This is a genomic window from Bradyrhizobium sp. ERR14 (genome assembly GCF_014198235.1).
Taxonomy (GTDB): Bacteria; Pseudomonadota; Alphaproteobacteria; order Rhizobiales; family Xanthobacteraceae; genus Bradyrhizobium.
The window spans coordinates 270,405-285,282 of sequence record NZ_JACIHD010000004.1 but is presented as its reverse complement, the minus strand read 5'-3'; the positions used below and the strand labels follow the sequence as shown (position 1 = coordinate 285,282).

Sequence of the window (14,878 nt, the reverse complement as noted above, 5' to 3'; positions counted from 1 at the left end):
TGTGCGCCTGACGAGCCACCCGGTACTGATGCGCTCACATGAGAGAAATGTGACGCAAACTGACAACCCATCTCAAGCCCAAAAGTTTAACAAGCTGTTGAAATTCAATGCGTTAGCAGCAGAGGCGGCACCGTGCTAATACGGACCCGGCCTCGGTTAACGATGGAAGAGAGATTCTGGCAGTCCGCGCTTCCGGGTGCTGATTTTTCTGCTAGAAGCCCTTGCTCCCACAAAATTCCTGTCCTATTTCAGCTTCGCTCGTGCTAGCACTCGCGGGCATCGACTGCTAACATCCCTTGAAACATCAATCTGAGCAAATGCTTAGGAGGACTGCATGAAATTCCGTCCGCTTCACGACCGCGTCGTGGTCAAGCGCATCGACGCAGAAGAGAAGACCGCTGGCGGCATCATCATTCCCGACACGGCCAAGGAAAAGCCCTCGCAGGGCGAAGTCGTCGCCGTCGGCCCCGGTGGCCGCGACGAAGCCGGCAAGCTGATCCCGATCGACCTGAAGGTCGGCGACCGCGTGCTGTTCGGCAAGTGGTCCGGCACTGAAGTCAAGATCGACAGCCAAGACCTGCTGATCATGAAGGAAAGCGACATCATGGGCGTTCTCGACGTCCCCGCTTCCAAGAAGAAGGCGGCCTAAGAGCCTCTCTTTCCCTCCAGTCAAACATTATCCAAGGAAAATTCCAGATGGCAGCCAAAGAAGTCAAATTCTCGGTTGAAGCGCGCGACAAGATGCTGCGCGGCGTCGACGTTCTCGCCAACGCGGTGAAGGTCACGCTCGGCCCGAAGGGCCGCAACGTCGTCCTCGACAAGTCGTTCGGCGCACCCCGCATCACCAAGGACGGCGTCACCGTCGCCAAGGAGATCGAGCTCGAGGACAAGTTCGAGAACATGGGCGCGCAGATGGTGCGCGAAGTCGCCTCCAAGTCCGCTGACGCGGCCGGCGACGGCACCACCACCGCCACCGTGCTGGCCCAGGCGATCGTGAAGGAAGGCGCCAAGTCGGTCGCCGCCGGCATGAACCCGATGGACCTGAAGCGTGGTATCGACCTCGCTGTCGAAGCCGTGGTTGCGGACCTCCAGAAGAACTCCAAGAAGGTCACCTCGAACGACGAGATCGCCCAGGTCGGCACCATCTCGGCGAACGGCGACCAGGAGATCGGCAAGTTCCTCTCCGACGCCATGAAGAAGGTCGGCAACGAGGGTGTCATCACCGTCGAGGAAGCCAAGTCGCTCGAGACCGAGCTCGACGTCGTCGAGGGCATGCAGTTCGACCGCGGCTACATCTCGCCCTACTTCGTCACCAACGCCGACAAGATGCGCGTTGAGATGGACGACGCCTACATCCTCATCAACGAGAAGAAGCTCTCCTCGCTGAACGAGCTGCTGCCGCTGCTCGAGGCCGTGGTGCAGACCGGCAAGCCGCTGGTCATCGTCGCCGAGGACGTCGAAGGCGAAGCGCTCGCGACCCTGGTCGTGAACCGCCTGCGCGGCGGCCTGAAGGTCGCGGCCGTCAAGGCTCCGGGCTTCGGCGATCGCCGCAAGGCCATGCTGCAGGACATCGCGATCCTGACCGGCGGCCAGGCGATCTCGGAAGATCTCGGCATCAAGCTCGAGAACGTCACGCTCAACATGCTCGGTCGCGCCAAGAAGGTGATGATCGACAAGGAGAACACCACGATCGTCAACGGCGCCGGCAAGAAGGCCGACATCGAGGCGCGCGTGGCCCAGATCAAGGCGCAGATCGAGGAGACCACCTCGGACTACGACCGTGAGAAGCTCCAGGAGCGTCTCGCCAAGCTCGCGGGCGGCGTCGCGGTGATCCGCGTCGGCGGCGCGACCGAGGTCGAGGTGAAGGAGCGCAAGGATCGCGTTGATGACGCGATGCATGCGACCCGCGCGGCTGTGGAAGAAGGCATCGTTCCGGGCGGCGGCGTCGCTCTGCTCCGTGCCTCCGAGCAGCTCAAGGGCCTGCGCACCAAGAACGACGACCAGAAGACCGGCGTCGAGATCGTGCGCAAGGCGCTGTCCGCTCCCGCTCGCCAGATCGCGATCAACGCCGGTGAAGACGGCTCGGTGATCGTCGGCAAGATCCTGGAGAACAAGGCCTACAATTACGGCTTCGACTCCCAGACCGGCGAATATGCCGACCTCGTCAAGAAGGGCATCATCGACCCGACCAAGGTGGTCCGTACCGCGATCCAGAACGCTGCCTCGGTTGCGGCCCTGCTGATCACCACGGAAGCCATGGTCGCCGAGCTGCCCAAGAAGGGCGGCGCCGGTCCCGCGATGCCCCCGGGCGGCGGCATGGGCGGCATGGACTTCTAAGGTCCAACCACCTCAAGAACTACGAAACCCCGGCAGCGATGCCGGGGTTTTTGTTTGGGACGGACGTTCTCGCGGAACGGCGGCTCGTAGCCCGGATGGAACGAAGCGCAATCCGGGACATCTCGTGCGACGCAGGCAGCCTTCCCGGATTACGCTTGCGCTCCATCCGGGCTACGAACCTCCGTCATTCCGAGCCTCACTCCACCTTCCCCAACCGCTCCATGCGCGGCTCGCCATCTTCGTCGAGCGACCAGAAGATCCGCGTCACCTTGCCGACGAGATTGTCCATCGGCACGAAACCGAACGCCGACATCATGCGGCTGTCGGTGGAATTGTCGCGGTTGTCGCCGAGCACGAAGAAATGGCCCGGCGGCACCGTGAAGACGTTGGTGTTGTCGAGGAAAGCGTTGTCGAGGCAGTCGTTGGTGACATAGGACGCGCCGCTCGGCAGCGTCTCGCGCCAACGCTTGACCCTGACGCCGCCATCCCCACCGCAGGCGTTGTCGGCGAGCCCGTCCTCGAGCGCGACGCGCGTCACTGGCCGGTCGTTGAGGATGAGCTGGCCGTGCCGCATCTGGATGCGGTCGCCGGGCAGCCCGACCACGCGTTTGACGTAGTCGGCCGAGGTATCCTTCGGCGTACGAAACACGACGATGTCGCCGTATTCCGGGTTGGCGGCGAAGACGCGGCCCGAGATCCAGGATGGCGCGAAGGGAAAGGAGTAGCGGCCGTAGCCATAGGCATATTTCGCGGCGAAGACGTAGTCACCGACCATCAACGTCGGCGCCATCGAATTGGAGGGGATGCTGAACGGCTGATAGAGGACGAAGCGAAACAGGATCAGCGGGGACCACAGCACCGGGACCAGCAGGATCAGGATGATGATCACCTTCCACTCCCGCGATCGCGCCGTCGGCGGCCGGATGGTGTCCTGAAGAATCGTCATGCGCCTGCCCTGATCAAACCCATAGTCATCGCGAGATTACGCAACCTTCGCGCGCGTGCAATCCCACTTCCGTGATTTTGGTCGCACAGGCGCGACTCCGCGTTCATTGCAAGCGACGACGACGGATATGTGAAGGGCCGCCCGTGGGCGGCCCTTCGGTTTTACGCACTCTCGGGCGCCTTGAGGCGCACGAGCCGGGTCAGGAGAGCATCGAGGCCCTCGCCGTTGCCGGCGTGGAGGTCGATGCGGCCGACCTTCTCGACCAGCCGCTCCAGCGACTCCAGCTCCTTGAGCCGCAGCAGCAGGGGGTTCTCCTCCATCAGGCGGGCGGTGTTCAGAAGCGAACGCGTCGCCGCGGTCTCCTCCTGGCGGCGGATCAGGTTCGCCTTGGCGACCCGCTCCGCCTCCACCACCTTGTTCACCAGCTCCCGGATCTCGCCGGGCAGGATCACGTCCTTGACGCCGAGCTCTGTGACCTCGACACCGGACTCCGCGACGCGTGCCCGCACATAGTCGCGCAGCTCCGCATCCAGCGCCGCCTTCGCGGACAGCACCTCGTCCAGCGTCCGGCCCGCCACCGCTTCGCGGATCGCGAACTGCACCAGGCGGTACAGCCACGCATCCACGTCGGGCACGGTCGCAACCGTCCGCTCGGGATCGACCACCTTACGGAACGCCGTCAGCGTCACCCGCAGCGCGATGCGATCCTTGGTCAGCATCTCCTGCGCGGTGATCTCGACCGCCTGAGGCCGCAGGTCGAGGCGCTTCACCTCGATCTTGCGGCCGACGGTCCAGAAGGCGTGCCGGCCGGGCACGAGCCGCTCCACGAGCCGGCCCTCGACATAGAGCAGGCCCGCCTCGTGGTTCTCGACCACCGTCTCCGACGTCACGGCCGAGCGGTTACGCTCGATCATGGCCAGATGCCGCGCGCCAACCCTGACATCGCTGGACACATCGATGCGCTCGACATCGACGCTCGTTGCGACCTTCCAGTAGACGCGCACCTGCCAGGGCGTCATCAGATGCACGGGCCGGCCGTCGAGGCTGACGATGGCGATCTCGTCCGCCTTGGTCTCGACCGCCTCGAACAGCTCGGCGGCCAGATCAGGCCGTGCGGCCTTCAGCACCGCGTAGCGATCCGCAGAGAATTCGCTGCGGACCACATCGAGCACCTCGGCCTTGAGCTCGTGCAGGGGATCGAACAGACGGTGCCTGCCGGGCGCGAGCACGCGCACGAGCTGCCCGTTGCGCGTCAGCAACGCCAGCTCGCCATCCTTGACCGTCACGTTCAGCATCAGCAAATGCCAGCCCTTGTTCGAAGTCATGGCACGCCTCCATCGTTTTGCGTCCGGCCGGATGCCGGACAACAGGTTTCGTTTGCAAAGGATTGAGGACGCGGACGACGCTTCCTGAGAGATCGACGGGCCGAGGCTTGAGCTCGCATGACGACGGGCGCACGCGCGCGATCGCGCGACGGGTGTCGCGCGGCCGAGCGGAGCCACCCGGCATCAACGCAAGCGGTATCTACCCGCGGCGCAAAGCCGGTCTCACAGTGTCTAGGTTCGGACGGAAAGCCTTGCGGCAAAACGGCCGGACTGCGACTGAAGCGCGCGTCCGGTCCTCGTCAGAGGTGTCAGTTTTTCAGGCTGACCCGTAGCGCTGGAGCGGGATTCGAACCCGCGTCACGATGATTAAACGTCATCTGCTCTACCACTGAGCTATCCTTTGGTTGGTACAAGAAATCGGAATCGAACCGATGCCTCCGGATTTTACTCCGGTGCTCTCCATGAGCTACATCCTGCGTCTTCATTCGGCGGAACACGAGACCGGAGACCGGATCGCGCCAGCCGGGATCTCAGAGAGCCCGGACACATGGCCTAGCGAAGGAGCGGGCTAATAGACGAGGCACGTTCGGGTTGCAAGGGGGCAGTTCAGGATTTTTCGTCGCACCATGCGCACTGTGACGCGATGATCACAGCGCGTCGTGACGTCAGGGGCGCGCGATGTCCTGGAAACACGCCCTCACCCAGTCGATCGTCACGCGTGTCGCCGGATCGCGCTTGAGGTGGTTCTGCACCAGCAGCCAGACGTCGCGCCGCCTCGGCAGCAGCGTCGCGCGCAGGCTGCGGTCGGCGAGCAGGCCTTCGCAGCTGTGTTCGGGCAACACGCCGACGGCCTGATGCGACTGGATCATGGTCCTGATGATGCGGACGTTGTCGGTGATGCAGCGAACGTTCGTCAGCCGCTTCGCGCGCAAGAACTGCTGTTCGGGAATGGTGTCGAGCTCATCGGGATAGATGCAGGCGACCGGCTCGCCGCCGGCACGGTCGGCGGGCTCGAAGAAATACAGCCTGACATCGCCGAGCTTGGAGATGGTGAAGTCGCCCTTCTCCGGCTTGCGCAGGCGAATGGCGAGGTCGGCCTGCCAGCGCGAGAATTTGACGTTGCCGCTGGAGGTCAGGAATTGCAGGGTCAGGCCGGGATGATCGCGCAGGAAGCTGCTCGCGTGCGGCGCCAACAACTCTTCGGCGACCGCGTTGGTCGAGGCGATGCGCAGACGGCCGACCGGGCCGGGCTGGCTCTCCTTGATGCGATCGATCGCCGCGACATGGGCGGCCATCGCGCCGACATGCTCGAGCACCGCCTCGCAATGGCGCGTCGGACGGCGCTGGCCGTCCACGGCATCGAACAGCAGGACCCCGAGATCGCGCTGAATGCGTGCGAGCCGGCGGCCGACGGTGGTCTCGTCGATGCGCAGCCGCGCGCTGGCGCCGGCATAGGTGCCCTCGTCCCTCACCGCGGCAATGATGCGCAGATCGTCCCAGTTCATCCGGGCAAGCCTAGCAGGCGATGCCGTGCCCTGCAAATCTGCAGCCGTAAGCTGCAATAGTCCTGCACAATGGCAGGCCCATGCTGCGCTAATGTGGACGCCATCCGATCTCCCTGGAAGGCCTGACCAGCATGACCGCTCCCAAGACCCTGCTCGAACTCGCCGGCGCCGATCTCAATCCGCCGAAGCTCAACGAGGCCTGCCTCGTGCTGATCGACATCCAGAACGAATATTGCGCCGGCCCGTTGGCCCTTCCCGATGCACAGCCGGCGATCGCCGCGGCGGCGCGCCTCTTGGCGCGGGCACGGGAGAGCGGCGCTGCGATCATCCATGTCGCGCACAAGGGCCGCGCCGGCGGCCTGTTCGACCGCGAGGCGGCGCGATCGTCGATCGCCTGACGCCGCAAGCAGGCGAGCCCGTGGTCGAGAAAGCGCTGCCGAACTCATTCGCCGGCACCGATCTGCAAGCCCGGCTTGCCGCGACCGGATGCAAGAACATCGTGCTGGCCGGCTTCATGACCCACATGTGCATCTCCTCGACCGCCCGCGCCGCGCTCGATCTCGGCCTGCGAACGACGATCGCGGCCGATGCCTGCGCCACTCGCGACCTGCCGGACGGCCGCGGCGGCACACTGGACGCCCGGACGATTCACGAGGTCGCGCTGGCCGAGCTCTCGGACCGCTTCGCGATCATCGCGCGCAGCGATGCGCTGATTTGACGGAGCATCCGATGCTGCAACTCTATTTCTTTCCGATGGCCTGCTCGCTCTCGAGTCGCATCGCGCTGATGGAGGCCGGTATCGAGGCGCAGTATCACCTTGCCCATATCTGGACCAAGCAGGTCGTGGACGACGGCAGCGATTTCCTCGGCGTGTCGCCGAAGGGCGCGGTGCCGGTCCTGGTGCTGGAGAACGGCGAACGGCTGACCGAGAGCGCGGCGGTGCTGCAATACATCGCAGACGTAAAGCCGACGGCGGGCCTTGCGCCGGCGTTCGGCGATCCCGATCGCTATCGCCTGCAGGAATGGCTGAGCTTCATCGGCGCCGAGATCCACAAGGCGTTCCTGTTTCCGACCTTCTGGTACAAGGACGACGGCTCGCTCGCCAAGCCGCGCGCCAGAATCGCGCAGACATTGTCGGTGCCGTCGGCGCATCTGGCGGAGCGCGAATTCCTCGTCGGTGACAGCTTCACCGTCGCGGATGCCCACCTCACCTGGGCCTTGCTGCTGCTCCGTCCCGCAGGCGTCGACATCGCGCAATGGCCGTCCTTGTCAGCCTATCTCGGGCGCATGCAGGCGCGGCCGGCCGTGCGTGAAGCGATTGCGACCGAGATGGCCCTGCGCAAGGCGATGGCAGCGTGACCGGACGTCACGGTCGCAAAATCCGAGCGTTTTCCAGGGGAAGGCATTGAAGTCGGCGCGGCATGCGCTAATCTGGACGGATATTTTTCGATATTTTCTTGGAAGGCATTTATGCGTGCTCTTTCCAGATTGTGCTCATCTTTATTTTGCCTGGCCCTCCTCGCCGGCTGGCTGTCTCCCGACACTGCATCTGCGGACACGCGGGTGGCACTGGTGATCGGCAACGGCGCCTATAACTCGACGGCGCAGCTGCCCAACCCGTCACACGATGCCGAGGACGTCGCGGCCTCGCTCAAACGCAGCGGCTTCGAGGTGATCCAGGGCATCGACCTGCGCCAGGCCGACATGCAGGATCTGACCATCCGCTTCGCGCGCGCCGCGAGCAGAGCTGACGTCGCCATATTCTATTACAGCGGCCATGCGATGCAGTACAACGGCGTGAACTATCTGATGCCTGTCGACGCCACGCTGACCGATGAGGCCGACCTCAAGCGTTTCGTGCGGGTCGACGACATCGTGAACGACCTGCAGCAAGCCAAGAACCTGCGCATCCTGGTGCTCGATTCCTGCCGCGACAATCCGCTGGCGGAAACTCTCAAACGCTCAGCGACGCGGGCCGCCTCGATCGGGCGCGGCCTGTCGAAGGTCGAAGCGCCGCGCGGCACGATCGTGTCGTTCTCGACGCAATCGGGGCAGACCGCGGCGGACGGCGTCGGCCGCAACAGCCCCTACACGACCGCGTTCCTCAAGCACATCGAAGAGCCGCAGGAGATCGGCGATGTGTTTCGCGACATCAGCAGCGACGTCTATGATGCCAGCGGCAAGACGCAGCTGCCGGAGCTGTCGCTGTCGATCATCGGCAAGTTCTACCTGAACGGGCCGGTGTCGGTCACGATCGCACCAGGGGCTCCGCAAGTCGCGCCGCGGGCCGACCCTTGCGCATCCGCGGAGGCGCACTGGAAGGCTGCCGACACCATCGGCACCGCCAGCGCCTTCGAGGACCATCTGACGCGATTTTCCAGTTGCAGCTTCGCCAGTCTCGCCAAGGCGCGGATCGAGGGCCTGAAGCAAAAGGTGGCGCTGGCGCCTGCGACCAACACCCGCGCCGGCGGCAGCAAGGACTTCGACGGCAGCTGGGACGTGACGCTGAACTGCCCGGCTTCCGGCAAGGCGCAGGGCTTCACCAGGCCCCTCGCCGGCACCGTGACCAACGGTGTGTTTCACGCCGAGGCCCAGAGCAAGGACGGCGTCAACCGCCTGGAGATCGACGGCCAGATCCCGGCCGACGGCAAGACGACGTTGAGCGCGCGCGGCACAACAGGGGCAAGCGCGTACACCCTCAACAACCTTGCGCCCGGCTCGCCTTACGCCTTTACGGTCGACGCGCAGTTCGATCGCACCCGCGGCAGCGGCAAGCGCAACGAGGCGCGCGCCTGCAACCTGGTTTTCGTCAAACGCTGATCGTGCAGAAAGCGTGAGACGCGCAGCGCCTCACTCCACCCGCGCCAGCACCGCGAGCTTGCGGATGCCCTTGTTGCGGTAGGCGTCGAGGAACGCGTAATAGTCCTTGAACGACACGCAGCCGTTGGAATCGCCGTTCGGTCCGAGCATGTAAGTGTGCGCGAGCAAACCGTCGCGGCCGTAGATCGCGCTCTCGCCGCCGATCGGGGTCAGGCGCAGCGCGGGCACGCCGTGGAACAGCGCCTCGCGCGGCTTCAGCGTGTAGATGTGCGGCGGCGTCACGCCGCGCATGCGGGTGCGCTGCGAGCGCGGATCGTCGAGACTGGAGCCGAGGCCGGAATGCGCCTCGAGCTTGGTGCCGTCGGGCAGATACACTGTCTTGGCAGTGATGTCGTAGACCGCGGTGTCACGCTCATAGGGCGGCGCGCCGCCGAACATCGGGTTCTGCTCCTTCGGCGCGATGGAGGCGGTCACGCTGGCATCGGCCGAGGCGTAGGCCAGCAGCCCGCCGGACGGCTCGCGCTTGCCCCAGAGTTTTTCGACCATCGACTGCCGCGGACCGGTGATCGACATCACCGCGGCCTTGGCGCGATCGGCGAACGACTTCTTCGCTTCCGGTGCCGGCACGATCTGGGCCGGATCGGTCGAGGCGAGCTGCATCTGGGCATCCGGCGCGCGCTTGGCCTTGTCCCCGGTCTTGTCAGCGGTCTTCTCAGCAATTTTGGCCGGGGCCGACGGCTTCAGTGCTTCCGCGACCTTCGCGATCACGCTCTGCTTCGGCGCGTCCTTGGCCACCGCAACCTGGGTCGCCGGCGCCGCGCTGGCCGCGTTCGATGCCACGCCTTGGGTCGCAGCGGCAGCAAAGCGCTCGTTGAACATCTCGCGCGAGATCGGGGCGGCGACCTGCAACCGGTCAGGCAGGAGCGCAAAAGCTTCCTTGATGGCGTCGCCAGCCTCGCGCAGCGCTACCTTGGGCGCACGCTTGATCACCGGCTCGTCGTAGCCGATGCCGCCGACGGTCGGATAGACGCTCGCGCCGAAGACGTTGCTGTAGATGGTCCAGCCGGCGCCCATCACGACGCAGCCGATAGCCGCGGCGCCAAGCCAATTGGTCGTGGTCATTTTCCGGGAAGACTTCCGAAGAGAATTCTTGGACTTCCGTGCCGCGTTACTATGCGCAGCGATACTCGTACTCATTCGCCTTGCGTCCAGGACGGTGTCACTCAGTCCCCCTTCAAAGTGCCGCTGGTCACGATCCGGGACCAGCATCTCGCAGAGGGTCGGAGCGTCATTAAGGCGACTTTTAGTTAAATGCGGATTAAGTTCGGGCAGATGTGCGGCGACTCGTTAAGGCTGTCTCATTCTGAGAAAAAAGCCCGCAGAACTACGGGCTTAGGCGCGTCTGTTAACCATAATTCTCGGCCGGTTCGGCGCATTCAGCGGACCTCTCCGGCCGCCTCTCTAGGGCCACCCAACCAAGTCGTTTTCGTGGCTTTCGATACCCGGAAGATAGCGGGGAAACGTTGCGCGGGGCTGGTCCCACTGGCCTTCCCGCCAGCGCGTGGGTGACACGAGAACGGCAGGCAAGATCACGCACATCACACAGCGAGCTCGGACCGCTCACACGGCGACCGCGCCCTGACCGAAAGTTGATCGCACCGCTCTGGAAAAGGCCGAGCCAAGAAAATAGCTGGTAGAGCGGCACTTTTCAGCAGCCTCTGCGTGTGATACGGTACCGTATCAACATCGCCTTGAATTGTGCCGGGCATGCAAACGGAGGCTGGCATGAGAGGGTTCGCGCGCGCCGGGTATCTTGCTCTGGCGTCGTCGTTGTTGATGGGATACGCAGCCGCGCAGCCTGCCAACATAGCTTGCACATCGTCGGCCTCGGCCGCGGGCACGCAGACCTGGCGCTGCGACAACGGCATCACCATCGTTGCGGAAAGTGGCGCCAGATTTGAACTAAAGGACGCCAACCGCGACGGACATATTGACTCCGTTGAGTTGAGCAGCAAAGCCCTGCTGGTCGAAGTGCCCAGGAAGCCGGGCGGCAATCCCTTCAAGGTGCTGACGCCGCAGGCGATTGCCGCGGTGCGCGGCACCAGATGGGCCGTCGATGTCGCTGAGGCCAAGACCTCAGTCTTCGTCGCCGACGGCCGTGTCGGCGTCAACCGCAGGGCTCGTGGGCGCGGCGTCGTGCTTGGCCCCGGCCAAGGCGTCGACGTGGAAGCGACCGGACCTTTGACGGTGAAGCAGTGGGGCCAGCCGCGCATCGACGCTCTCATGGCAAGGCTTGGTCAATGAGGCTTGGTCAATAAGACCTGGTCAATAGACCTCGGCCCACAGGCCCCGAAGAAAAAGAAGATTGCAGTACGACGCAATGACGAGACGCGTTCAAATCCTGGTGGCACTCGCCCTCACCGCGCTGTGGGGCGCGGGCATCTTTGCCGCGCACGCCGGCGGCCATCTGCGCTTTCTCGACCGCCTCGAAGCAACGCTGACCGATTGGCGAACCCAGGTCCGCGGGGTGCAGCGTCCGCCCGATCTCGTCACCATCGTCGCGATCGACGACACCGTGGTGAAGCGCGGCGGCAGCTATCCGCTGCCGCGCGCCGATCTCGCCCGCGTTGTCGACACCATCGTGCAGTTCAAGCCGAAGGTCGTCGCGATCGATCTCCTGCTGGTCGACCGCAGCGCTGCGATCGGCGACGCCACGCTGGCAAACACGCTCGCCACCGGGCCCATGGTGCTCGCCGCCGCTGCGATCTTCCCTTCCGCCAGCGAAAACGTGGCGCCCGGCAGCGCAGGTCCCCTCGCCGTGCTGCCGCAAGCCGAACGTTTCCTGCTGCCGCTGCCTGCGTTCGCTGACCACGCCGAGGTCGGCATCGTCAATGTCGCGACGGGCCAATCGGGCTCGCCGCTCTCGGTGCCGATGCTGTTTCGGACCCGCGACAAGGTCGAGCTGTCGTTCCCGTTGCGCGTCGCGACGCGCGCGCTCGACAAGCCGCTGACGATCGCTCCTGATCATCTCATGCTCGGCGACCGCGCCGTGCCGACCGATTCCGACTTCGCGCTGCCGATCACCTATTACGGTCCGCGCCGCACCATCCGCACCGTGAGCGCGCAGAGCATTTTCGACGGCACGCTCAATCGCGCCGCGATCGAGAACCGGATCGTCGTGATCGGCGCCTCGGTCGCCGGCGGCGGCGACTTCTACCCGACACCGTTCGATTCCCTGATGCCCGGCGTCGAGGTGGTCTCGACAGCGATTACCCATCTCGTTGCCGGCGACGGCATCGTGCGCGACCACAGGGTCCATATTGCCGACGCGCTCGCTGCGATCCTGCTGCCGATGCTGCTGGTCGGCCTGCTGGCCTGGCGGCGCAGCGCGCTCGGCATCATGGCGGCGGCCGCGGTGATGATCGCCTGGGCCGGCCTCAACACGTACGCGTTCACGCATGGCGTCTGGCTGAACGCGGCAACCACGCTCGCCGCCGCGGTGCCGCCGGTTGCGATCTTTGCCGGTGTGCAGCTGTGGGCCGGGGGCCGCCGCACGCAATATCTCGCCGCCAAGAGCAGGTCTCTCGCACAATTCCAGGCACCGGCCGTGCAGGAATGGCTGGCGCGCGATCCGAATTTCCTGTCCAAGCCGGTCCGGCAAGACGCCGCAATCGTCTTCATCGATCTCTCCGGTTTCACGTCCTTGAGCGAACGGATCGATCCGGACGCGCTTCAGGAGATCCTGCAGGCGTTTCACGCGCGGATCGACAAGGCCGCGGTCGATTGCGGCGGCATGATCACCGGCTTTCTCGGCGACGGCGCCATGATCCTGTTCGGTCTGCCGGCCGCGATGCCCGATGACGCCGCGCGCGCGCTCAAATGCGCGATCGACCTGCATCGCGGTGTCGAACACTGGATCGCCTCGCGGCCGTCAGCGATCGGCGGTCAGCTCGGCTTCAAGATCGGCGCGCATTTCGGCGAGATCGTCGCCTCCCGCCTCGGCGAAACCCACCAACACATCACGGCGACAGGCGACACAGTCAACGTCGCGAGCCGGCTGATGGAAGTCGCCGTCCGGAACGATGCACGACTCGCCCTCAGCAATGCGCTGCTGGATACGGCCGACTTCCAAGGCGCTCCCGACGGCGTCCTGTCGGGCCCCCTGCTCGCCCAGGTCCGTGGCCGCTCCGGGGTCGTGACCGTGTGGTTCTGGCGCGACCGGGACGGGCCCAAGCAGGCCGCGGCCAAGGCCGAGGCGATCGACTGAGGCGTCGGCCCCGCCGAACACTCCGTTGTCGTCCCGGCGAACACCGGGACACATAACCCCAGGGAGAAGTTTGGCGAAGACTAGTAGTGAGCAGGTCTTCGCGCGGTACAAGCACCCGCGCTCATCGATAGATCACGCGGCATGGATCCCCGCGTTCGCGGGGATGACAGACAGCTACCTTGCTTCCGGCGGCGGCGAGCGGTCCAGCACGTCGCCCTTGGCGCCCTCCAGCAGATCGAGGCTGTAGGTCTCGACCACGAGCGGGCCGCGCTTGCGCTGCAATTGCGCAACCTGCGTCACCTTCGCAAAGAGGTCGTTGAGGACGGGATGACCGTCCGGGCGCAGCTCGTCGACATAGAGCAGCTTGCCCGCCAGCAACTTCGGATCTGGCTCGCCCATGTTGACCCAGCGGATGCGCTGGTTCTGCTGCACCACGCAGGTGCCGCGGGGCAAGTAAAAGGCCAGCCAGCCCGTGGTGCCGTAGTCCTGCGCGAGCACGCAGGTCGCGCCATGGCGCGCGCGCACGGCTTCGATTTCGGCAGCGAGCTCGCGCCAGCCGACGCCGACGCTGCGCACGGTGGCATCGCGGCGATAACCCGAGAGCCAGCCGGTGTTGGCTTGCACGATGAGCGCGGCAAACATCACGATGCCGACAGGCGTGGCCCAGCGCAGGCAAAAATCCACCAGGCGGCGCTGGCGCGGCTTCCATTGCACGAGGTTGGCGGCAGCGGCCGCGGCGACGACGAAGGGCGGATAGACCGGCGCGAACCAGTTGGCCTCGACGCGGGCGTGCAGCGAATGCCAGACGAAATAGGCGACGATGGTCCAGAACATCGCCTCGATCAGCACGCGCGAGGCCAGCGCGCCGGCCCGGCGCCAGGTCAGCGCGTGCAGACCCATCGCGCCGAGGATGAAGACCAGCGGGGTTGCGAACGCGATCTGGGTCGGGATCAGCTCGGCGATGAAGACGGGTCGGAAGTCCTCGATCTTCGCGCGCCCGAGCTGCTTTGCGAACGAGACCCATTGATGGTCCGCATTCCAGAGGATCACCGGCGAGAACAGCGCCAGCGCAACGAGACCACCGAGATAGGGCCAGGGCGAGAGAAACCAGCGCCTGAGCTTCGGCACGCAAGCGAGCCAGATCAGGATCCCGGCGCCAAAGAACATCGCCGTGTATTTCGACAGCAGCGCCGCACCGACGGCCGCGCCGACCGCAAGCCACCAGACGCCACGGCCGGTCTCCAGCACTTTTGCGAGGAAGAACAGCACGAAGCTGGATGCGACCAGAAGCGGCGCATCCGGCGTCACGATCAGCGTGCCGACGGAGGCCATCATGGTTACGTTGAGCAGGACCGCGCTGGTCGCCGCCACGCGCGCGCCGCCGAACAGGATCGCAGCGGAGCGGTAGACCGCATAGCTCATCGGCAGTGCGAGCAGGATCGAGACGAGGCGGACGCCGAGCTCGGTATCGCCGGCGATCATGGTGCCGGCGCGGATGACATAGGCGACCATCGGCGGATGGTCGTAATAGCCCCCGGCGAGGTTGATCGACCACATCCAGTAATAGGCTTCGTCGAAGGTGATCGGCGTGAACGCGGCCGCGACGAGCCGCAGGGCCACCAGCGCGAGAATCAGCAGCACGGTATTGCGGACGATCCGCGCGTCAGCCCCGTCCATC

11 protein-coding genes, 2 tRNA genes and 1 pseudogene are annotated in these 14,878 nt (G+C 65.2%); 7 read left to right on the top strand and 7 right to left on the bottom strand.

Annotation, left to right across the window (positions count from 1 at the left end; all coding sequences use genetic code 11):
• Nucleotides 1-334 precede the first annotated feature (334 nt).
• The gene (locus tag GGD62_RS14610) at nucleotides 335-649 is read left to right on the top strand and encodes a co-chaperone GroES (protein WP_018322058.1); all 315 of its coding nucleotides are present in this window, start codon (nucleotides 335-337) and stop codon (nucleotides 647-649) included.
• A 47-nt stretch (nucleotides 650-696) separates the two neighbouring features.
• Entirely contained in the window at nucleotides 697-2,337 is a 1,641-nt protein-coding gene (groL, locus tag GGD62_RS14605) for a chaperonin GroEL (RefSeq protein WP_092259181.1), read from the top strand.
• A 196-nt stretch (nucleotides 2,338-2,533) separates the two neighbouring features.
• On the opposite strand, the gene lepB is transcribed toward groL, so the two are convergent.
• From lepB to GGD62_RS14580, 5 genes are all read right to left on the bottom strand, one after another.
• The gene (lepB, locus tag GGD62_RS14600; RefSeq protein WP_183708890.1) at nucleotides 2,534-3,283 is read right to left on the bottom strand and encodes a signal peptidase I; all 750 of its coding nucleotides are present in this window, start codon (nucleotides 3,281-3,283) and stop codon (nucleotides 2,534-2,536) included.
• Nucleotides 3,284-3,444: 161 nt separating this feature from the next.
• Nucleotides 3,445-4,608, bottom strand: coding sequence for a slipin family protein (locus tag GGD62_RS14595; RefSeq protein WP_183708889.1), 1,164 nt, complete (start codon nucleotides 4,606-4,608; stop codon nucleotides 3,445-3,447).
• Nucleotides 4,609-4,940: 332 nt separating this feature from the next.
• Nucleotides 4,941-5,006, bottom strand: a tRNA-Lys gene (locus GGD62_RS14590).
• A gap of 7 nt (nucleotides 5,007-5,013) precedes the next feature.
• Nucleotides 5,014-5,085: transfer RNA gene (locus GGD62_RS14585), tRNA-Leu, on the bottom strand.
• Between the two features lie 188 nt (nucleotides 5,086-5,273).
• Nucleotides 5,274-6,113: a LysR family transcriptional regulator gene (locus GGD62_RS14580; RefSeq protein ID WP_183261590.1), complete on the bottom strand. Its 840-nt coding sequence runs from the start codon at nucleotides 6,111-6,113 to the stop codon at nucleotides 5,274-5,276.
• Nucleotides 6,114-6,244: 131 nt separating this feature from the next.
• Between GGD62_RS14580 and GGD62_RS14575 the strand changes: the two are divergent.
• The 3 genes and pseudogenes from GGD62_RS14575 to GGD62_RS14565 all read left to right on the top strand — a co-directional run bounded on the left by GGD62_RS14575 (nucleotide 6,245) and on the right by GGD62_RS14565 (nucleotide 8,933).
• Nucleotides 6,245-6,831 (top strand): annotated as a pseudogene (locus tag GGD62_RS14575) (cysteine hydrolase family protein).
• 11 nt (nucleotides 6,832-6,842) lie between these two features.
• Entirely contained in the window at nucleotides 6,843-7,472 is a 630-nt protein-coding gene (locus GGD62_RS14570) for a glutathione binding-like protein (RefSeq protein WP_183708888.1), read from the top strand.
• A 111-nt stretch (nucleotides 7,473-7,583) separates the two neighbouring features.
• A complete protein-coding gene (locus GGD62_RS14565) occupies nucleotides 7,584-8,933 on the top strand; it encodes a caspase family protein (protein ID WP_183708887.1) in 1,350 nt (449 codons plus the stop codon).
• 30 nt (nucleotides 8,934-8,963) lie between these two features.
• Here GGD62_RS14565 and GGD62_RS14560 read toward each other — a convergent pair whose 3' ends face one another.
• Nucleotides 8,964-10,055: a DUF2778 domain-containing protein gene (locus GGD62_RS14560; protein WP_183708886.1), complete on the bottom strand. Its 1,092-nt coding sequence runs from the start codon at nucleotides 10,053-10,055 to the stop codon at nucleotides 8,964-8,966.
• 663 nt (nucleotides 10,056-10,718) lie between these two features.
• Here GGD62_RS14560 and GGD62_RS14555 point away from each other — a divergent pair.
• Together GGD62_RS14555 and GGD62_RS14550 are read left to right on the top strand one after the other, a co-directional pair.
• Complete coding sequence (locus GGD62_RS14555) at nucleotides 10,719-11,237, top strand: FecR domain-containing protein (RefSeq protein ID WP_183708885.1); 519 nt, start codon at nucleotides 10,719-10,721, stop codon at nucleotides 11,235-11,237.
• Between the two features lie 76 nt (nucleotides 11,238-11,313).
• A complete protein-coding gene (locus GGD62_RS14550) occupies nucleotides 11,314-13,200 on the top strand; it encodes a CHASE2 domain-containing protein (RefSeq protein ID WP_183708884.1) in 1,887 nt (628 codons plus the stop codon).
• Between the two features lie 174 nt (nucleotides 13,201-13,374).
• Here GGD62_RS14550 and GGD62_RS14545 read toward each other — a convergent pair whose 3' ends face one another.
• Complete coding sequence (locus GGD62_RS14545) at nucleotides 13,375-14,877, bottom strand: glycosyltransferase family 39 protein (protein ID WP_179734229.1); 1,503 nt, start codon at nucleotides 14,875-14,877, stop codon at nucleotides 13,375-13,377.
• Nucleotide 14,878 lies beyond the last annotated feature (1 nt).